General features: G+C 57.8%; 23 protein-coding genes, 1 tRNA gene and 2 pseudogenes. 11 read left to right on the top strand and 15 right to left on the bottom strand.

The window, feature by feature from the left end; all coding sequences use genetic code 11:
- The first annotated feature begins 49 nt into the window (after positions 1–49).
- Positions 50–1,252 (top strand): FliM/FliN family flagellar motor switch protein, encoded by a 1,203-nt coding sequence (locus tag ANTHELSMS3_RS11165; protein ID WP_094034933.1) that lies wholly within the window; start codon positions 50–52, stop codon positions 1,250–1,252.
- Between the two features lie 27 nt (positions 1,253–1,279).
- Here the strand turns inward: ANTHELSMS3_RS11165 and ANTHELSMS3_RS11170 are convergent, their stop codons facing one another.
- The 4 genes from ANTHELSMS3_RS11170 to ANTHELSMS3_RS11185 form a co-directional block, all read right to left on the bottom strand.
- Positions 1,280–1,705 (bottom strand): TIGR01244 family sulfur transferase, encoded by a 426-nt coding sequence (locus ANTHELSMS3_RS11170; RefSeq protein ID WP_094034934.1) that lies wholly within the window; start codon positions 1,703–1,705, stop codon positions 1,280–1,282.
- Positions 1,706–1,714: 9 nt separating this feature from the next.
- Positions 1,715–2,152, bottom strand: a complete 438-nt coding sequence (locus tag ANTHELSMS3_RS11175; RefSeq protein ID WP_094034935.1) for a DUF6691 family protein — start codon at positions 2,150–2,152, stop codon at positions 1,715–1,717.
- Between the two features lies 1 nt (position 2,153).
- Positions 2,154–2,579 carry a YeeE/YedE family protein gene (locus tag ANTHELSMS3_RS11180; protein ID WP_094034936.1) on the bottom strand — a complete coding sequence of 142 codons (426 nt, stop codon included), beginning with the start codon at positions 2,577–2,579 and terminating at the stop codon, positions 2,154–2,156.
- A gap of 109 nt (positions 2,580–2,688) precedes the next feature.
- Positions 2,689–3,552, bottom strand: coding sequence for an MBL fold metallo-hydrolase (locus tag ANTHELSMS3_RS11185; protein ID WP_094034937.1), 864 nt, complete (start codon positions 3,550–3,552; stop codon positions 2,689–2,691).
- 140 nt (positions 3,553–3,692) lie between these two features.
- On the opposite strand from ANTHELSMS3_RS11185, the gene ANTHELSMS3_RS11190 reads away from it, so the two are divergent.
- Both ANTHELSMS3_RS11190 and ANTHELSMS3_RS11195 read left to right on the top strand, forming a co-directional pair.
- Positions 3,693–4,013, top strand: a complete 321-nt coding sequence (locus ANTHELSMS3_RS11190) for a TraR/DksA family transcriptional regulator (protein ID WP_094034938.1) — start codon at positions 3,693–3,695, stop codon at positions 4,011–4,013.
- Between the two features lie 34 nt (positions 4,014–4,047).
- A complete protein-coding gene (locus ANTHELSMS3_RS11195; RefSeq protein WP_094034939.1) occupies positions 4,048–4,266 on the top strand; it encodes a hypothetical protein in 219 nt (72 codons plus the stop codon).
- Positions 4,267–4,389: 123 nt separating this feature from the next.
- On the opposite strand, the gene ANTHELSMS3_RS11200 is transcribed toward ANTHELSMS3_RS11195, so the two are convergent.
- From ANTHELSMS3_RS11200 to ANTHELSMS3_RS11220, 5 genes are all read right to left on the bottom strand, one after another.
- Positions 4,390–5,133: a peptidase gene (locus tag ANTHELSMS3_RS11200; protein WP_198319923.1), complete on the bottom strand. Its 744-nt coding sequence runs from the start codon at positions 5,131–5,133 to the stop codon at positions 4,390–4,392.
- 48 nt (positions 5,134–5,181) lie between these two features.
- Entirely contained in the window at positions 5,182–5,979 is a 798-nt protein-coding gene (locus ANTHELSMS3_RS11205) for a transglutaminase family protein (RefSeq protein ID WP_094034941.1), read from the bottom strand.
- A 42-nt stretch (positions 5,980–6,021) separates the two neighbouring features.
- Entirely contained in the window at positions 6,022–6,963 is a 942-nt protein-coding gene (locus ANTHELSMS3_RS11210; protein ID WP_094034942.1) for an alpha-E domain-containing protein, read from the bottom strand.
- A 6-nt stretch (positions 6,964–6,969) separates the two neighbouring features.
- A complete protein-coding gene (locus tag ANTHELSMS3_RS11215; protein ID WP_094037067.1) occupies positions 6,970–8,403 on the bottom strand; it encodes a circularly permuted type 2 ATP-grasp protein in 1,434 nt (477 codons plus the stop codon).
- Between the two features lie 161 nt (positions 8,404–8,564).
- On the bottom strand, positions 8,565–8,822 hold the full coding sequence (locus ANTHELSMS3_RS11220) for a DUF2312 domain-containing protein (RefSeq protein ID WP_089279990.1): 258 nt from the start codon (positions 8,820–8,822) through the stop codon (positions 8,565–8,567).
- A gap of 149 nt (positions 8,823–8,971) precedes the next feature.
- Between ANTHELSMS3_RS11220 and ANTHELSMS3_RS11225 the strand changes: the two genes are divergently transcribed.
- Positions 8,972–9,187, top strand: a complete 216-nt coding sequence (locus ANTHELSMS3_RS11225; protein ID WP_094034943.1) for a hypothetical protein — start codon at positions 8,972–8,974, stop codon at positions 9,185–9,187.
- Positions 9,188–9,196: 9 nt separating this feature from the next.
- Here ANTHELSMS3_RS11225 and ANTHELSMS3_RS11230 read toward each other — a convergent pair whose 3' ends face one another.
- On the bottom strand, positions 9,197–10,084 hold the full coding sequence (locus tag ANTHELSMS3_RS11230) for a hypothetical protein (RefSeq protein WP_094034944.1): 888 nt from the start codon (positions 10,082–10,084) through the stop codon (positions 9,197–9,199).
- 185 nt (positions 10,085–10,269) lie between these two features.
- Here ANTHELSMS3_RS11230 and ANTHELSMS3_RS11235 point away from each other — a divergent pair.
- From ANTHELSMS3_RS11235 to ANTHELSMS3_RS11245, 3 genes and pseudogenes are all read left to right on the top strand, one after another.
- Positions 10,270–10,345: transfer RNA gene (locus ANTHELSMS3_RS11235), tRNA-Thr, on the top strand.
- A 269-nt stretch (positions 10,346–10,614) separates the two neighbouring features.
- The gene (locus ANTHELSMS3_RS26465) at positions 10,615–10,806 is read left to right on the top strand and encodes a DNA cytosine methyltransferase (protein ID WP_368074437.1); all 192 of its coding nucleotides are present in this window, start codon (positions 10,615–10,617) and stop codon (positions 10,804–10,806) included.
- 47 nt (positions 10,807–10,853) lie between these two features.
- A pseudogene (locus ANTHELSMS3_RS11245) lies at positions 10,854–11,608 on the top strand (IS5 family transposase); the annotation flags it as partial.
- A 63-nt stretch (positions 11,609–11,671) separates the two neighbouring features.
- Here ANTHELSMS3_RS11245 and ANTHELSMS3_RS11250 read toward each other — a convergent pair.
- Complete coding sequence (locus ANTHELSMS3_RS11250; protein ID WP_094034946.1) at positions 11,672–12,715, bottom strand: hypothetical protein; 1,044 nt, start codon at positions 12,713–12,715, stop codon at positions 11,672–11,674.
- Between the two features lie 9 nt (positions 12,716–12,724).
- Positions 12,725–13,426, bottom strand: coding sequence for a hypothetical protein (locus ANTHELSMS3_RS11255; protein WP_157733482.1), 702 nt, complete (start codon positions 13,424–13,426; stop codon positions 12,725–12,727).
- Positions 13,427–13,612: 186 nt separating this feature from the next.
- On the opposite strand from ANTHELSMS3_RS11255, the gene ANTHELSMS3_RS11260 reads away from it, so the two are divergent.
- Complete coding sequence (locus tag ANTHELSMS3_RS11260) at positions 13,613–14,530, top strand: hypothetical protein (protein WP_094034948.1); 918 nt, start codon at positions 13,613–13,615, stop codon at positions 14,528–14,530.
- On the opposite strand, the gene ANTHELSMS3_RS11265 is transcribed toward ANTHELSMS3_RS11260, so the two are convergent.
- The 3 genes from ANTHELSMS3_RS11265 to ANTHELSMS3_RS11275 are packed head-to-tail and all read right to left on the bottom strand — an operon-like array spanning position 14,531 to position 16,391.
- Entirely contained in the window at positions 14,531–15,142 is a 612-nt protein-coding gene (locus ANTHELSMS3_RS11265) for a hypothetical protein (protein WP_094034949.1), read from the bottom strand.
- A 26-nt stretch (positions 15,143–15,168) separates the two neighbouring features.
- Positions 15,169–15,777, bottom strand: coding sequence for a hypothetical protein (locus tag ANTHELSMS3_RS11270; protein WP_157733483.1), 609 nt, complete (start codon positions 15,775–15,777; stop codon positions 15,169–15,171).
- Positions 15,774–16,391 carry a hypothetical protein gene (locus ANTHELSMS3_RS11275; protein ID WP_157733484.1) on the bottom strand — a complete coding sequence of 206 codons (618 nt, stop codon included), beginning with the start codon at positions 16,389–16,391 and terminating at the stop codon, positions 15,774–15,776. The genes ANTHELSMS3_RS11270 and ANTHELSMS3_RS11275 overlap by 4 nt, the downstream gene beginning before the upstream one ends.
- A gap of 201 nt (positions 16,392–16,592) precedes the next feature.
- On the opposite strand from ANTHELSMS3_RS11275, the pseudogene ANTHELSMS3_RS11280 reads away from it, so the two are divergent.
- The 3 genes and pseudogenes from ANTHELSMS3_RS11280 to ANTHELSMS3_RS11290 all read left to right on the top strand — a co-directional run bounded on the left by ANTHELSMS3_RS11280 (position 16,593) and on the right by ANTHELSMS3_RS11290 (position 18,549).
- Positions 16,593–17,353: pseudogene (locus tag ANTHELSMS3_RS11280) on the top strand (IS5 family transposase).
- A 19-nt stretch (positions 17,354–17,372) separates the two neighbouring features.
- Positions 17,373–17,777: a hypothetical protein gene (locus tag ANTHELSMS3_RS11285; RefSeq protein ID WP_094034953.1), complete on the top strand. Its 405-nt coding sequence runs from the start codon at positions 17,373–17,375 to the stop codon at positions 17,775–17,777.
- A 343-nt stretch (positions 17,778–18,120) separates the two neighbouring features.
- Positions 18,121–18,549: a hypothetical protein gene (locus ANTHELSMS3_RS11290; RefSeq protein WP_254694715.1), complete on the top strand. Its 429-nt coding sequence runs from the start codon at positions 18,121–18,123 to the stop codon at positions 18,547–18,549.
- The last annotated feature ends 156 nt before the right edge of the window (positions 18,550–18,705 follow it).

Raw genomic sequence — 18,705 nt, forward strand, 5'->3', positions numbered from 1 at the left:
TCGGCCGATAACGATGGCCGGAGGCAGATTTTGATGGGCATTCATTTGCATGGCTGACGGCGCACGCAATGACGTGATGGGTCAAAAGGCTCAAGCGGCACAACGGGCCTTTGAGGCGCGGGGCATGTCGCTGGCCAAGGCGTTGCGCCGGGCCCTTTCGCGCACGGCTGACGTGCTGTGGGATCTTGCCCTTGTCACGCAGTCCGTCACGGTCGAGACGATGGACCAGGACGAGGTGGTCGATGCGCTCGGCAAAACGGATCTTCTGGTCTTGCTGGATGGACCGGACGGTGCAGTTGGGATCGCCTCGGTCGATCGTCAAGTCATGACCGGAGTGATCGAGGTGCAAACCATCCAGCAAGTCACCCAGATGCCGGTTGAGGATGATCGCATCCTGACGCAGACCGACGCCGCGATGCTTGCGCCGCTTCTTGATGGTGCTTTGGGGCGTCTGGCCGACACACTGACGGAACACCCCTTGCATAGCCAGCTGGTTGGCTATCGCTTTGGCGCGATGATTGAGGACTCGCGCGCCGCCGGGCTGCTGTTGGATGCTGCGGGCTATCGTTCGTTCCGGGCCGACATTGATCTTGCGCTGGGTCGGCGGCGTGGTGTGCTGACCCTCTTTTTGCCTGAACGCAAACCCAAGCGCAGCACGCCGGGAGTAGTACAAGGTGCCGGCCCACACGAGGAACGGTTGAGCCGCGTACCTGCGCGACTTGACGCAGCCTTGGCACGGATCACTTTACCCCTCAGCAAAGCGGAGGCGTTGAAGCCCGGGGATCTGCTGAACCTGCCGCCAGATGCACTGTCCAAGGTCGAGGTGATGGCCGGTCGTGGTCATTTGGTCGCCTGCGGTCGTCTTGGTCAATTAAACGGGCTGCGGGCAGTCCGCCTCACATGGCCTGCTGGCAATGCCGCGATCTCCTCTGCGGCGGACCCGGCCGGGGCGGTATCGGTCGGTCTGCCAAAGGTAGAAAAGACCGCGTCATTCAACGGTACGCAGCAAGATGCAAAAGCGGGATTGCCCGCGCTTACCGACACACCGGTCAGCGATGCCGATGCGTCAGAGGATTTGCCGGACCTTCCACCGATGGACTTCGAGGCTGGCTCTGCAGATTTCGATTTCAGCGATCTGGGTGGGGAATTCGGTGACGTCGGAAATGCCCAACCTATGGAGGCGTTGCCCGAGATCGACAACAGCGAAGGTTTCGCGTCGGCGTCGATGGATTTCGATTTCGATGAAACATAGATCGCGCCGCACTCTGGGGCGCGATACTCAGGGGCGGGCCAGCGTTTCTAGCGTCGGGCGAAGCCCGGCCAGATTGTAGCCCGCCTTGGCCGCGGCCTCGATCACCGCGTCTGCGCCCAGCGTTTCGGCGTTGCCCAGCGCCCAGATCACCGAACAGCGCGTGCCCGATGCACAATAGGCCAACACCGGACCATTGGCGGCGGCCACAAGTTCTGCCTGTGCAAGAATGTTTTCCGCAGTCATGGTCTGATGCGTGATTGGCAGCGCGGAAAAACGCAGCCCGACCGCCTCTATTGCCTGTTGCATCGCTTTTGTCTGATGCGAAGGCGGAACCTCTGCATCAGGGCGGTTGTCGATGACCAGAACATACCCCGCCTCCTTGATCGCCGCAGCATCCTGCGGGTCAATCTGGGGGGACACATGGTATCGGTCTGTCAGTGCGCTTGGTGTCATGATCACGGTCTATTCTGCTGGAACCACTCTGTCCAGATGCGCCCGCGCAAATGGCGCAATCAGCATCCCGCCCATCATGGCGGCAAGGAAGACATACAACGACGGACCTCCATAGCTGAGCGACGCGATGGATGGTCCCGGGCACAAACCGACAAGCCCCCACCCCATACCGAACATCACGGAACCGAGAATGAGCTTGCCGTCTATCTCCGTCGAAGGGGGCGGCGGCAAAGCCTCACCTGTCAGCGACGTGGTGCGCTGCTTGCGGATCAGCCAGGCGATGGCCATTGGGATCATGGCGCCCACCATGACAAAGGCCAGGGTCGGATCCCATGCCCCGAAAACATCCAGCCAACCCTGGACTTTGGTTGTGTCGGTCATGCCCGACACAAAGAGCCCCGATCCGAAAAATCCGCCTGCGATGAAGGCTATGATCAGCTTTAACATGTCAGATGATCCCCAGGATGTGACGGAAGATAACGACCCCGACGCCACCGGCGAAAATGTAGATGAAGGTGGCGACAAACCCTCGGATCGAAAGCCGCGACATGCCGCAAACGCCGTGACCTGACGTGCATCCGTTGGCGATACGCGTACCGATCCCGACCAGAAGGCCGGCGGCGATCAGCACGGCGTAGTTGTCAGTGATGTGCGGATCGACTTCGCGGTAGAAAGGCGCCAGCAAGACCGGCAGCAGTGCGACTCCGATCAAGAAAATGGCGCGTTCTGCGGCTGTGGACCAGCCCGATCCATCGACAAGGCCGCCGATGATGCCACTGGCACCCATAATGCGGCCATTGCCAAGAAGGTAAATGGCCCCGCCAGTGCCGATCAGCAAGCCGCCGATCAGCCCCCAGATCCAGTCGATAGGCATGAGTGAATTTCCTTTGTTGGGTAGGCCAAAAGCGCCCGGTTCACGATGGGACGTAGCTTTGCCGAAACGTCGGCTCTACGGCATGAACCGCCGGAGTTCATAGATTTTGTCAAAGTTTGTTGACGGGCACTTTGAGGAACACGTCGCCCTTCTCGTCGGCCGGGGGCATCTGACCGGCCCGCATGTTGACCTGCAGCGACGGGATGATCAGCTTGGGCATGGCCAGCGACGCATCACGTTGGTCGCGCATCTCGACAAATTGCTCTTTGGACTTGCCTTCGCCGACGTGCACATTCCGTGTTTTTTGCTCACCCACGGTGGTTTCCCAAGCATATTCTTCGCGCCCCGGTGCCTTGTAGTCGTGTCCGACAAAGATACGGGTCTCGTCGGGCAGGGTCAGGATTTTCTGGACAGAGTCGAACAGCGTCTCAGACGAGCCACCCGGAAAATCACAGCGCGCTGTGCCAAAGTCCGGCATGAACAGCGTGTCGCCGACAAAGGCCGCGTCACCGATGGTGTAGGTCAGGCAGGCCGGGGTGTGGCCGGGAGTATGCAGCACGTCGCCGCGCATCTGGCCAATGTGAAAGCTGTCGCCTTCCTGAAACAACTGGTCAAACTGTGATCCGTCGCGTTGGAATTCGGTGCCTTCGTTGAAAACCTTGCCAAAGGTATCCTGCACGATCTTGATGCGATCGCCGATGCCGATCTTGCCGCCCAACTGCCCTTGAATGTAAGGCGCGGCGGAGAGGTGATCGGCGTGGACGTGGGTTTCCAGCAACCACTCTGCCGTGTACCCCTTGTCCTTGACGAAGGTGATGATCGCGTCTGCCGATTTGGTATCGGTCCGGCCGGACGAGTAGTCAAAGTCCAGCACGCTGTCGATGATGGCGCAGGACAAGCCATTGGGATCGCGCACGACATAGGAGATCGTGTTGGTTGCGTCGTCAAAGAAGGCGGTGACTTCAGGTTTCATGGCGGTTCACTCCAATCAGTTCTGCAAGTCATATACGCAAAAATGAATGTGTTGCAAGAGACAAGCTAAGATTGATGTGTATCAAGGTCGTTGTCACATTCTTTTGACAAAGTCCGTCCGGGGTTAAGGAGGCCTGCGTCATGTCCCATCACGTTCAGAAACTGATCTTGCTCGAAAGATTGCGCGCATTGGGTGTGCGATTGGACGGAATCGAAGAGGCGCTAGAGGCGCCGCATTCAAAGGACTGGGACGAGATGGCCGTGGAACGCGAGGGGGAAGAAGTGCTGGAGCGGTTGGGGGAAAGCGGCAAGGCCGAAATCGCCCGGATCAAGGCGGCTCTGGGGCGCATGGCGCAGGGCGAATACGGTTTCTGTGCGCGGTGTGGCGGTGAAATCTCTGCAGAAAGGTTAGCCGTGGTGCCGGAAGCGCCGCTTTGCAAAGGCTGTGCTGCCGAGGTCTGAAACCGGGGAACATCAAGTCAGGAGAGAACGGATCATGTCTGGATATGAACACCTCGAAGCGCGTATCGACTCTTTGCGCAAGGAAATTTCCACGACGAAAGGCAAGGCCCGAGAGGATCTGATGGAACATCTCGATCAGGCCGTACTGGGGTTGGAAAACATCGGCGGGACGGCTCCGGCTTGGGCGCGCGAAGTGTTGGAAGCCGAGCATGAGGACGACGCCGAAGACGGCTTTGACAACATGCCCTTGTAAGGTGCCCGACGAGAAGCGTTGTTGCCCAGGTCTGAAGGGGCGGGGCAGGGCGCGCGCCTGATGTCCTCAACGGTAGGCGCGCGCCTTTGACGGGTCACCTAGGGTGCTTAGTCGGGCGTGTGATCAAGGTTGTGCGGGCGCGTCGAATGCGGGCAGGCTATGGAGTGCCTGTTTCAAAGCCTCGCTCCAACCGTCGCTGATGGTCCGGTAATAGGGATCATCAAGTTCGATCCGACCGGTTTTGCCTCGGACAAGGCTATCGGCCTCGTAGAGGTGATAGTCGAACGGGGCGCCTACGGTCAGGTTCGCCTTCACGGTACTGTCGAAACTGACAAGCAGAAGTTTCACAGCTTCGGCAAAGCTGGACGCTGGATCATAGGCACGCACCAGAATCGGACGACCGTATTTGATCTCGCCGATCTGAAAGAAGGGCGTGTCGGGGCCAGCCTCGATAAAGTTACCTTCGGGGTAGATCAGGAACAGCCGCGGCGGACCGCCAGCTATCTGACCGCCTAGAATCAACGTGGCGTTGAAGACCGAAGAGGCGCGCTGTCCGGTGTCGGAATGGCGCGCGATCACGTCACGCAACGTGTCCGCGATCATTCTCGCGGCCTGATACATCGACGGCACATCCAGAATTGATGGATTGCGGTCTTCGCGAGCCTTTTCGCGTTCATCTAGTTCGCTGACGACCGCCTGCGTGGTTGCCAGATTACCCGCACTGAGCAGCGTGATGACGCGGTCGCCCTTTGTCTCCCAGATCTTGGTCTTGCTAAAAGTCGAGATGTTGTCCATCCCGGCGTTGGTTCGGGTGTCGGACATAAACACCAATCCCCGATCCATCATCATTCCTACGCAATAGGTCATCGATCGTCCCCGAGTGTCCTACGGGTCACGCCCGATTCGTCGGGGACATTACTGCTGCGCTACCTCTATTGCCACATCCAGAGATTCTGCAGCTCCGCCCTGACGCGTTCCACGCACGGGAGCGGCATCGTGATAGTCCATTCCCGTGGCAACGCGGACATAGCGGTTGTCTGGGGAAATGCAGTTGGCGCAGTCAAATCCGACCCAACCCAACCCGGGGATATGCGCCTCTGCCCATGCGTGCATGGCATCCTGTTCGATCTTGTCATCCAGCAACAGGTAGCCAGAGACATAGCGCGCAGGCAGACCCATCTCCCGCATGCAGGCAATAAAGACATGGGCATGATCCTGGCAGACGCCGCGCCCTTCGGCCAGTACGGTTTCTGCGGTCGAGTTCGAGTCAGACGTTCCCACCTCGTAGGCCACGGCCTCGGCCACCGCTGCCATCAAACCATGCGCCTGATCCAGTTCGGTTTCGCCACCTACCGCGCGGATCAATGCCCGTACCCCGGCCCCCGGACGGGTTTGCGGCGTGACCCGCTCATACAGCCAGAGCGGGGCAGGGCCCTGATGGCGTCCGACGATGCCATTCGATTCACCGATTGAGACCTCACCTTCACAGGTGATGGTCAATTCCTGCGTGCCCCGGTCGACTTCGATTAGGTCGACGGTATTCTGGTGGTGGTCGACATAGGTCAGCCCCTTTTGCCCGCCCGTGACTTTTGTCGTCCAATTCACAACGGTCTGATTGTGACGGGATTTTGGTGTCTTGCGCAGCTGCTGAAGCCCAAAACTCACAGGCTCTTCAAAGCTGTAGCGGGTGGTGTGGCTGATGGTCAGGTTCATATGATTCTCGGGAGCCTCACGCTCGGAACGGGGGGAGAGGGTTCATTCGTAGAACCGGTAATCGACTTCGATCTGTTTTCCCAGTTCGCTGAGCGACGTCAGCATGGTCTGGATGAACTCATGCAAACCATAGTCGAACACATCGTCGATGTCGAAGCTCAGGTAAGCCCGTTCGATATGGTCGATTTTGGCAAAAGATGGTGCGTTGTGCCCATATTCCGAAGCCAGATAGCCAAGATTGTCGCGCAGCTTGTGCGCGCAAAAGGCAAGGGAACGGGGCATGCGCCGGTTCAGGATCAGGAACTGAGCAATATCGCGCGGTTCGGTCGAAGCACCGTATTCCATACGAAACCCGCCACGCGCCGAAACGGAGCGCAGGATCGTTTCCCATTGCACGTTGTCCAAAGACGTCCCGACGGATGTCACAGAGGGCAGGAGCACATAGTATTTCACATCGATGATACGCGCGGTGTTGTCCGCGCGTTCTAGAAAGGTGCCGATGCGAGCAAAATCGTAGATGTCATTGCGCAGCATGGTGCCATGCGTTGCCCCGCGTACAAGCCCTGTACGCTGTCGGATCATGCCCAGAACACCTGGCAGATCGCGTTCGCTGATCTTGCGGGCGAGCACCTCTTTGACACGCATGTAGGTGCCGTTCAGGGCCTCCCAGACTTCGCCGGTCAGCGCGGTCCGTACTGTCCGAGCGTTTTGCCGGGCATGCTCGACGCTGGACAATACCGAAGACGGGTTATCCTTGTCGCGTAACAGCCAGTCGATGGCGGCGTCCTTGGTCACTTGCTCATGACGTTGAGTGAAACCATGCAGTGACCCGGCAGTTTGCAGGACGGATCGCCACTCGTCGTCAGTGCTGCCTAGTCGAGTCAGCGCGATGCGCTGCCCGGTTTCGATCAAGCGGGCGGTGTTTTCAGCCCGTTCAAGACCGCGGTACATCCAGAACAGGCCGTTTGCAGTTTTTCCCAGCATCGCGCGTCAGTCCTCCAGCACCCAAGTGTCCTTGGTGCCCCCGCCCTGGCTCGAATTGACGACGAGCGACCCTTTCTTCAGCGCCACACGGGTCAGTCCGCCGGGCGTGATGTTGATTCCCTTGGGGCTGACCAGAACATAGGGCCGCAGGTCAACGTGGCGGGGCGCAAGGCCCGCGCGGGTAAAGATCGGCACCGTCGACAGGCTCAGCGTGGGCTGGGCAATGTAGTTGGACGGCCGCGCCTCCAGCTTCTTGCGGAACTCGGCGATATCCTTCTTGGTCGCGGTCGGTCCGATCAACATGCCGTAACCGCCCGACCCATGCACTTCCTTGACGACCAGATCGGCAAGATTTTCGAGCACATAGGCCAGCGCGTCTTTTTCGGAACAGCGCCATGTCGGCACGTTTTCCAGCAACGGCCGTTCCCCGGTGTAGAATTCGACGATCTCGGGCATGTAGCTGTAGATTGCCTTGTCATCGGCAATGCCCGTTCCTGGCGCATTGGCGATGGTCAGACGACCAGCGCGGTAGACATCCATGATGCCCGGAACGCCCAAGGCGCTTTCTGGGTTGAACGACAGTGGGTCCAGATATTCATCATCGACCCGGCGGTATAGCACGTCGATGGGTTTGTACCCGCGCGTCGTGCGCATGTTCAGTTGACCGTCCTGCACGCGCAAGTCATGACCCTCGACAAGCTCGACTCCCATCTGATCCGCCAGAAAGCTGTGCTCAAAATAGGCAGAGTTGAAGATGCCCGGTGTCAGAACGCCCACGGTCGGCTTGCGGTCCAGTCCTTGGGGGGCGCAAGCAGCAAGCGAATTGAACAGGTCGGTCGAGTAGGTCGATACCGGCTGTACACGGTTCTCCGAAAACAGTTCGGGGAACATCTGCAGCATGGTCTCGCGGTTTTCCAGCATATAGCTGACGCCGGATGGTGTGCGTGCATTGTCCTCAAGCACATAGAACTGATCGGGGCCGGTCCGGACCAGGTCGATCCCGACGATATGAGTATAGACACTGCCCGGCGGTTGCACGCCGATCATCTCTGGCAAGAACGCCTCGTTGCGGGCGATCATTTCTTGCGGCACTCGCCCCGCTTTCACGATCTCCTGCCCGTGATAGATGTCGTAGAGAAAGGCATTGATGGCGCGGACGCGCTGTTCGATGCCACGAGAGAGCTTTTGCCATTCTCGCCCCGAGATGATCCGCGGGATGATGTCAAAGGGGATCAACCGTTCTTCGGCTTCGGCGCGGCCGTAGACGTTGAAGGTGATGCCGGTCAGGCGAAAGAGATCCTCTGCCTCACGCTGTTTGGCGCGCAGATGTTTGGGATCTTCGCCGTTTAGCCAGGTGTTGAAAGGCGCGTATGGGGCACGAACCGTGCCCTCTGTCCCGCCTGTGCCCCACATTTCGTCAAAATAGACTTGATCACTCATGCCTGTGTGGCCCACCCCGTCACTGATTTGTGCCTCCCACGCTAGCGGGGTGTTGCGGGGCATGCAACGGTCGTGAAAGGCAAGTCGTAGCCTCTCAAAGGCAATTTGCTGAATAATCGGGCAGGGTTGTGCGTCTACACTCCGCCTGCCCGCCCATGCGTTCAGGACATGCCAAGGGCAGCCTTGTACATGTCCAGTACGGCCTCTTCTTCGGCAATGTCGTCCGCGTCGCGTTTGCGGAGCGAAATTACCTTGCGCATGACTTTTGTATCATAGCCGCGGCCTTTGGCCTCTGCCATGACTTCTTTGATCTGCTCGGCGATCTCTTTCTTTTCTTCTTCAAGCCGTTCGACGCGCTCGATGAACTGTTTCAACTCTCCGGCGGCGACGCCATAGCTGTCCGTTGGGGTGTCCTGCATGTCTGCCTCTTCAGCCTTGTGACCGTTTGTTTGGGCCTCTCGATAACCCATGGCTGCGTCCTGCATCAAGTGCATGTGGGCATGGGGTTGCCTAGACAGGCAAGGGTGCGCTAGGCGCGTCGGCGATGGCAAACGGAAGGATCCGGAATATGGCGGGATTGATCTGGGGAGGCGCTGCAATGTCGGCGGCCGGGCTTGGCGGTTTGATCTGGTGCATTATCCGGGTTTGGTCGGCGCGTCGTGCGGGATTGTCGGACGAAGAATTGCGCGATGCGGTGCGCAAGGTGGTTCCCTTGAACATGGGCGCACTGATGTTGTCGGTTCTGGGTCTGATGATGGTGATTCTTGGGATCTTTCTGGGATAGCGCGATCGCCTATGCGTCCGGGGTCAAAAACCGAACGCCTGGCATGTCTCCGATAACCTCAAGATCATCTTCGTAGATTTCGGTCAGCATATCGACATAGGCGGCGTCCCACCCTGGCAGGTCCAGTTCTTCCTCGATCTTGTCGTCCAGCGCGTATTTGTCCAGAAACGCCATCATCACGCGCCGCTTCTGGCCTTCGGTGATCGTTGGGTTCTCTTTGAGAAAGGCGCGGAAACGCTGCATCCCCTCGCGGGAGATGATCTGGGAATACAGGTCAAAGGCCCCGGTGATCTTGCGACCCAGGGCGATTCCGGCCATCTCGCGGATGATCTGACCCCAAAGAAACGGGGTGTCTTCATTGCACCACAAAGTGATGGGCAGTTCCGGCAGTGTTCCCCTGATCCGCCGGATCAGGTCCGACCAGCGAAACCGCATCGGGTCCAGCCCCTCCATGAAATCCGAGAAATCTGCATGTGGGGTTGCAGCAAAGGCGGCTGGTAAAAAGCTAGCAGGATCGCGCAACCCCATGAAAAGTTGCAGATCACTGTCCCGGAAAACCTGGGACAGAGTTGTCAGTCGCTCTTCAGCACGATGATAGATGTAGCCGTTCTGAAACATCAATTTTGGCACAGAAAAGAAATTGTCATTGGACAGAACGAGCCGTGAGAACTGACCCACGTCGTCCTGAAGGATCGCATCCAGAAGGACATCGCGCGTTTCAGGATCTGGTGTGCCTCCGCGCAGCTTATTGAGAGCCTCGGTCAGCAGGGTCCGATAGTTGGAGGGGCCGGGGATCGCAACACCTTCATGACGCCACGCCTCGGCGTTGCGCAAAAGACCTTTCAGAAGGCGGTCCTCGTCCGTGCAATGGACCCCGGTGTGTAGAATAACCTGCATGTTTATCGATTTCTTTGTTTGCTCTGGGCGCAGTATAGCCGGGTGATCGGACAAGGGAACCGGGCGAGGTGGCGGCTTGGCGCTTTCAGACGCGAAAAACGCGAATTCGAGGCTTCCTTTGGCTTGCAAGACAGGCTAAACACCCCGCACGCCGAAGCACCGGGACGCCCGGGACATGGCCCGGCGCCCCTATAGCTCAGCTGGTAGAGCAACTGATTTGTAATCAGTAGGTCCGCGGTTCGAGTCCGTGTGGGGGCACCATTTATTTCCAAGAAGTTTAAGAAAATCAATGGCTAGGCTGTCATGGGCGTACTTCTGTCCACCTTTCCGTCCACCTAGCCATCTTGGTGCCGCAGCCCTGTCGCTCATTGATGGCTACCCTACGATGTTGCGTTGCGGTGCATCGGTGACTAGGACAGGACACCGCCCCAATCCATGGTAGACTGGCAACATGACCATACGAGTTATTGATCTATTTTTGCGGGCCGGGAGGCTTTTCCGCAGGTTTTGAAGCCGCCGATTTCGAGGTGGTGGCTGCTCTCGACTATGACAAAGCCGCAGTGTCGACCTTCAGCGCCAACCATGGCATTCAAGCCCGGCAACAAGACCTAACAGATTTTGACTACAGCACGTTGCCGGATGCTGAGGTCGTGATAGGTGGCCCGCCCTGCACTCAGTTCAGTTCAACTAAGTCGAACAAAACTAGGGTCAGGATTCATTAATTTTGGTCGCGCAGCATGATTCACGGCTCGGAAAATGGAGCGGTGACATGAACGATCTCTTCTGGCTGACCGACCCGCAGATGGCCCGTCTGGCGCCTTTCTTTCCCAAGTCCCATGGTAAGCCTCGGGTCGATGACAGACGCGTGTTGAGTGGGATTATCTTCATCAATCGCAATGGCTTGCGGTGGCGCGATGCCCCTGCCGCCTGTGGGCCGCACAAAACGCTCTACAGCCGGTGGAAGCGGTGGAGCAAAAAAAGGATCTTTGCGCGGATGATGGTCGGGCTGGCGGCAGAACACGGCGAAGAGAAGACCGTGATGATCGATGCGACATACCTGAAGGCACACCGAACGGCGACCAGCATGGCCGCCAAAAAGGGGGACGTGGCCGCCTGATCGGTCGCACCAAGGGCGGCATGAACACCAAACTGCACGCCATCTGCGACAGCCAGGGGCGGCCCATCGACCTGTTCGTAACCGCTGGACAGGTGAGCGACTATATCGGCGCACGCGCGATGCTCCGCGGCTTGCCAAACGTCAAATGGATGCTCGCGGATCACGGCTATGACGCTGACTGGTTCAAAGAAGCGTTGCAGGACAAGGGCATACGCGCCTGCATCCCCGGTCGGAAATAACGCAAGACGCCGGTCAAATACGACAAGCGCCGATTCAAGCGGCGAAACCGCATCGAGATCATGTTCGGCAGACTTAAGGATTGGAGGAGGGTCGCCACCCGCTATGATCGATGCCCAAAGGTGTTCCTCTCAGCCATCGCCCTCGCGGCGGTCGTCATCTATTGGTTACGAATCCTGACGCTAGCGATTGACCGCAAAGGGCCGGTCATGAAGCAGGCGTTGGCGGGCCCCTCATGCTTTGTCATTTTCCTCATTTCTCTTGGGACGAGAGAATAGAAATTGCAGAAGCGTCAAGACCCCTCCAAGGGCGCCCATCAAGAGGACAACCGGATCCGACCCCAACGAATCTATGATCGTGGGGCCAATCACAACCGGGTCGGTCCGAAAATAAAGAAGCGTTAAATCAACTGGCGCATAGTCTGAAATCGCGGTGACCCTCATTATGGATGTGTCCGGGTCGGGTATGGAAATTTGCAGTCTGGCCTGCGCCGCCGGGACACCCATCGGAGGGACCAGTGCGTCGTCTTCTTGCGCGCTGGACTGATGCAGGCACTCCCTGCCACGATCTGTAAAAAGCACCTTCAGGCGCGATTGCAGATCCCCGTCGTGCCGACAGAAAAAGAGTTGGGCACCGGACCTGACCTCGCCGGTTTTCAGGATGCGGCGCCCGAACCCCAGAGCACTTGACGGTGTGTCTCCGTTGATTTGGTAGTTGCCCTCCGTCAATGGAATTCCATCCGCTTCAATCGGCCCCGCCCCAAGCACAGCAAGGCCTGAAATCGACAGACTGCCGAACCTTGTGAGCGCCTCCTTTTCCAGGATGAGACCGCCGCGCAACAATTTTCCGACGTCTGTTTCGGCGTATTCGTCGGGAACGCTTATCACTCGGATCGCCAACCAGTCGGCGCCGATTGAAAACGTCAATTCCGTGCCCTTTGGCAAAACAGCCGCGAATGTTTCGCCGGGAGGCGCTGACAGGTCGTGGGTTCTACTGTTGCAGCCAGATTCAACCTTTGCCGTGCTCAGCATGATCTCTGACTTTGCGCGCGCGCGGCACACGCGTGCCCCGAGAAAGGTCTTGTTCATTTCACTAGTCAGCGTCACGTGCAGTGTTCCGGTGTCAGCCTGCACAAGAACGCTGCGTGAGCGGGTATTCTCGTACCATTTCGGTCCGACGACGGACAACAGTACGACACTCAAGATCGTCAGCTTGCGCCTGTTTCGCAGGATCCATGCCCAAACTTGTCCGCTCAAAGACCCAACGTTTTCAGCCATGTCGCCCCCTCAGTCGCGCGGCCGAACGGGTGACACTTCTAAAACGAAGGATTCTTCAGTATTGCTGCGCGTTATGAAAAAGGTCAGCCTTGCATTCTTGTCCGGCGGAAGAAATTCCGTAGGGATCGCGCAATCGGCGGTGTATTTGAGGCCGGTCAGTTCAGACACGTCTTTGCAGGCCTCAAAAAAACGATCGCCACGTCCAACCGCGACCGAAGAGGGGTTTCCGGCAGCGTTGAGATAAACGTGAAGCACCGAATTCTGTGTGCGCGGTGTGGCCCGCCACAGGGTCGGAACCGCCGTCCGGTTGCGGTTGCCGCATCGGTCCGGCACGACGAGCGCAACAGCCGTCCGATCCGCAAGAAAGTCAGCGTGTTCGCCAGTGTACGGAAAATCCGCGCTATCAATGTCAAAGCCGGGTGGGACCATGTAGGTGTTTTCGGCCTCGTACCGTCCATCTTTAGAAACGATCCGCACGCAGACAGGGACGGGCTTTTCAGGGCGCTTCCAAAATGTTGGTATACCGGTGATCACCGTGGGTGGCAGATCCGAGGGCGAGTCGTCGGTCAGCATGACGCCCATCACGATATCCCCGGACACTTTGGACGTTTCGCTTACGGTCTCATGGAAAACATCCTTTTCCAAACCGATTCCCTGTGCCAAGCTTGGAAGAGGAAAGAATATTAAAATAAAAAGGGCTTTAATTGACATGGTTCCGCTCAACTGATGTTTCGCTTCCAGTGGAAAAATAGTATCGGCTTTCTGCTATTGTGGCTAGTCCTTGGATCGACGGCACAAGCACGTGTCGTCGGGGTCGAAGATGGCGCCGGTTCGGGGTTCATGTACACCCACCGCGGCAATTGCTTTCTGATACTTCCAACGCATTTGCACGGCCTCATGCGGGAGGGGATCCGGATCGGGGCCCCCCAAAGCGGAGAAATTGGCACGGCGCAGATTGTCTATCAGGCGCCGGGGGGATCAGATATTTCTCTGGCTCTGGTGCGTGGTGGTATCACCCGCGATTGCGGGGCGCAGTGGGCCGAACTGCCGCGCAGCCTCTCTGGCGATCTTGATATCGGCGGCGGCGTATTACTTGAACGCGCCCGGCAGAAATCGACAGAGGGGCGGCAGGTCATTATCCATAGCAAGAACTTCCGACAAGTGCGTCTGGTCCCCGCTGCGGGCGAGGCGGTGGATCTGTTCGGCGGCACAAGCGGCGCAATCGCGTTTCGCGGCGCGGTTCCGATTGCCATGGTGCTGGATGCGGAAAGCACGGACGCAGTCTGGGCGACGCGGATGGATGAGATCGTGAACCTTCTGGCGCGTTTTATGGGAGAAGTTCCGCTGGCCGACGATTGCGCTGAAGGCGGCGTTTTATCAGAGGCCTGCGCGGCGGCCCCCGCCCCTGTCGCGGGCGATCCCTTTGAAATCACCGCTTGGTCGGCCCATCCGGTCGAAGGCGCGGCTGATCCCGCCGGGATGGTGGCCGGAGAAGGAGCCTACGTCGCGTCGCTGGTTGCCGGTATGGCTTTTGAGCTGCAACTACAACTTACGGAAACCGACAGGCTCAGCCGGGTACAGATTTTCACCGATCCGAGTAGTGGGCAGGCCGTGCCGAAAACAATCGAAATCATCACCGACATGGCAAACGGGCGATCCAAGCGCCCCAATCCGATGCCATTGCGCGATATGTCCCCCGACGGGGTCTATGAAAACCGTGTGGGCGAACGATTTGCGAAGGTGGTGACGATCCGCGTGATTTCGTCCTGGGGCGGCGGATCGCCGGTCCGGATAGACCGGATCGTGATCGACTGATCAACGCCCTAGGTCGATAACAACTTCGGTCCGGTAGCCACCAATCATGGGTGTTCCCATAAGGCGGCCTGAATCGTCGAGAGCGACCTGCGCCCAACCGTCCATTCGAATGCTGATTTCGCCGGAATTGATCCGAAATAGACAGTAACGGCTTTCCCGCAGGTCCACCCAGCACTTTGCGTCTTCCGAGTACTGCCCGACCGCAAGGGGGACGCGGGCGGATTTGTCGGCATTTATCGTACCGCGGAAGTGCTTAACTCTATTCCGGAAGTTGTTATTAATATCCCTTTCTTCCGGATACCAGCGCGACACAAGGATTGGCTGAGAGTCGAAGACTGCTGTAACTGCGGCCATCCGTATAGCGGGGTTCGTACTGGACAACCCGTGCTCAATGGCCATCTGTTTTTGTTGCGTGTCGCCTTTTGTGATCAACAATTGCATGGCGGTCATTGCCCGATCGGGATCAGGATCGTTCAGGCGGTCGCGGAAGGCCGCCATTTGATCGCTGCGCGAATCCATAGCCTTATCAAGATCATCCAGACTCACCTGAGCTGCTGCGCTCGACGCACAAACAAGACTAAGGCCCACCAAGGCCGCACGAATCATATTCATACAGGGGAATTCCTTTTACAGACCGGTCATTCGTTCAAATCGATAGTGGCGTTTGTCAGGTTGTCGTTTATGGCCTGTTGGCCGATCAATTTTCCAGAATTGTCCAGAGTGTAGTTCCCCCAGCTTCCGCCAAAGTTAATGTTTACGACCTCGCCTCGCATTCGGGCCAAGCAGGGAGTGTAGACGCCATGTGTATAGGTCCAGCATTGTTCTTTTTCGTCGAAGCCAGAAATTTTGCGGAGAACTTCGGAAGACTTGTCGTCTTTAACGACACCAGCGCTTTGTTTTATCGTTCTAAAATAATATGTGTCCGGCTCTTCAGAGACCGGTACGAAGGTCAAAACCAACGTCGGTTTGGAATCAAGGATCGCGCGCAGGGTGGTGGCGCGGATTGCCGAGTCCGTGCTTTGCAACCCATGGCGGATCGCAAGGCGGCGCTGATCGGGGTCGCCTTTGACAATCAACAATTTCAACACCGCAAGCGCGCGGTCAGGGTCCGCGTCGTTCAGTCGATCCTGAAACGCCCGCAGTTCCTTGCTTCGCGCATCCATCACCTCATCAGCATCGTCCAGACTTACTTGCGCGGCAACGGCTGAGGCGGCCAACACAACGATCAGTGCTATCATTAATCTCATCGGAATTCGATCCTCGCTGGGAAAACGGACTTCGTGTTGAATCTCATGATCTGCCCCGCAAGAGCGCCGGTCTCATCGAGGGCGAACTGGCCCGAAAGCCCGTCACCGTAGTTAAAGACCATGTCCACGCGAATGCCAGAAACGCTGAGGTTGCGCCCCGGATAGCATTCTGACGAGGCATCGACGTTGATGCACTGCGTATCGGGGAACTTTTCTCGAAGAGTCCAGGTTTGCAATGGACCGAACCAGTCATTCAGATTCGATTTTTCCTCTGTGTCGAGATCCGTCGTGTCGACGATGACAGACACTGAATCTTTTCGAGCCAGCGCCTCCCAAAGCGCCCTTGCGCGGATCCGGGAGTCCGTGGCGGATAGCGCTGAATTTATGGCCACCTCTATCAAGGTGGCATCGCCAGATTCGACCATCACATCAAAGGCGGCAAGCGCTCGGTTGGCGTCTGCTCCCTGCAGGATCTCGATAAGTTGTTGATATTGCCCACTTCGCGTATCAATGCGCGAGAGCAAGGCGTCTATATCGGCGATCTGGGCTTGGGCCGGTACTGAAAGAGCCACCGCCACGATGGCCACCGAAGAGTGTTTAATCATATTCTTCATATGCATAATCCAAACAACGAAAATGCCAGATTATGGAAGTATTCCAAATTTTTGTCTTTTGGGCAAGGTATTAGAATATTATAGCAACAGACGATGCCCGAGCCGAATGGTTAGGTTATGTTGACAAAAGGGATTCCCACCGACCGCTGATCGTGATTCAAGCTGGTATTTGCAATGGAGATCAGCTTGGCACGAGACCTCATGTCGGACGAGGAGTGGACATTCTTTGAACAGTTCATCCTGGCCGTTCGCGCCCCGAATGGGCGCAAACCGACCAACCACCGCATTGTTCTTGATGGAATTTTCTGGATAGCGCGAACAGGAGCGCCGTGGCGTGACCTGCCGGAAGAGTTCGGCAAATGGTCGAGCGTTTATCGCCAGTTCCGACGCTGGACACTGGCAGGACTATGGGAAGAGATCATGGACGCCCTGAACGACAGCGGGGCCGTGCCGGACGCCCTACAAATGATCGACAGCACTGTAATTCGCGCGCACCATCAGGCAGCGGGCGCAAAAGGGGGACTCCGCGGCAGGGTTTTGGCCGCTCAAGAGGTGGCTTCACGACCAAGATCCATCTCCGCGTCAATGCAGCAGGTCTGCCCATGAGAACCGAGATCACGCCCGGTCAGACTTCCGACTATCTGGGGTTCGATCTGGTCATGGCCGACAACCTGCCTGAACCGCGCGTCCTGTTGGCCGATAGAGGCTATGATTCTGATAGAATACGCAAAAAAAAGGATGCCCGGGATGTTCTAACCCAAATCCCGATGCGCAAATCACGCAAGATGCGTGTCGGTGTCGATCATTCGCTGTATTCCTTGCGCAACCTGGTCGAGCGCTGCTTCAACAAGCTCAAAAACGCCCGCCGCGTCGCAACCCGCTATGACAAGACCGCCGGGAGCTTCCTCGGCTTCATAGACATAACGTCAATCCGCCTTTGGCTGCAGCTTTTGTCAACATGACCTAGCAAACGCCCCTCCGATGCGCTCCGCACTTGTGGCCGCGATTTTAAGCCTCATCCTGCCGTATGGCGCACTGGCGCAAAGCCCGGTCATCCAGACCGAAGGGCCGATCATCCAACTTGCGGACAATCTGGGTGAAGAGGCCATGTTCGGCTGGTGTATCGACACCGAAGGACGTGGGCGGACCGATCAGCTTCACGCGCATTCCTGCAAACCGACCGGGAACGATGTGCCGATCTTCTATGGCGCGGACAAAGGGCGCATTGAATCTGCGACTTACACCGGTCGGTGCATGGTGCACAAAGCGCCGGACAGCGAGGAAAAGCCGTTTGGATTGATCGCATGCGACGATACGGACCCGAACCAGCGCTTTGTCCATGACGCCGAAAGCGGGCAGATCCGTCTGGGTTCCGAGGCGACGTAATGAGTGACGGTCAGTGCCACCATCGACGATGCTGGACCCTTCCAGTCGAAAGACCTGCTTCTGGGGGCGTGCGACGACCTCGATCCGAGTTTCCCGACGTGGGCCATTCGCGGCTGAACGGTGTCTGCCGAATTCGCATCAAACAGGGGTCAGGCGGGGTTCTTATTCAGGAAGCAAGTCTCTCCGATGAGTTGTCTGCCTGACCGGCGTCCCGAGCCGATGGTCCTCCAGACACAGAGAAAGGCTTCACTCACTCCAAGCTGACAAAAGCGTGAGCACTGCGACGGAACTTGCGGCAGGATGCGTATCAAGTGGGATGAGGCCCTCAGACAGGTAGAAAAACATGCGCCATCTATCAGACAGACCTGACCGTTTCGGCCCCGTACGCCGCGCGTTTCTCTGGAGCATGGCGGCGCTCTTTGCACTGCAATTTTCGTCGGCGGCTGCTCATTGGGCGCTGCCGCGTGACACTATCCTGCGCGAGACGCTGTGGAGCTATCACGTCGATCTGGGGCTGACATTATTCCTGCTGGTGCTGCTGCGGGGCATGTGGGAGCTTTGTAACTTTCGTCAAAGGCCGCGACATCAGGGTCTGGTAGAGCGGGAGGCCAGCGCGGGAAATGCGGCGCTCTACCTGCTCATGATGATCGTTCCTTCCGTCAAGATCATGGCCGCTGCAGGGCGCGCGCGGACTCAGCTACTTCGGTATCTCGCTCGTCCCGGCACGCGAGACGGAGATTGCCTAGACGCAGGCAATGGCAGAGTGGCATAGCATGGTAGGATGAATATTGGCGACCCTCGTCCTCGGGCACGTCGTGGTGGCAATTGATTGGCATCGTTTCGTCGAGCGGGATGATGTATTGAGCCGCATGGCCTGATGGCCGCCCGAAACCCAAACCACCCGCAGGCCCAGAGGGCCCAAGCGCGT

It is taken from the genome of Antarctobacter heliothermus (assembly GCF_002237555.1).
In the GTDB taxonomy this organism is placed as follows: domain Bacteria; phylum Pseudomonadota; class Alphaproteobacteria; order Rhodobacterales; family Rhodobacteraceae; genus Antarctobacter; species Antarctobacter heliothermus_B.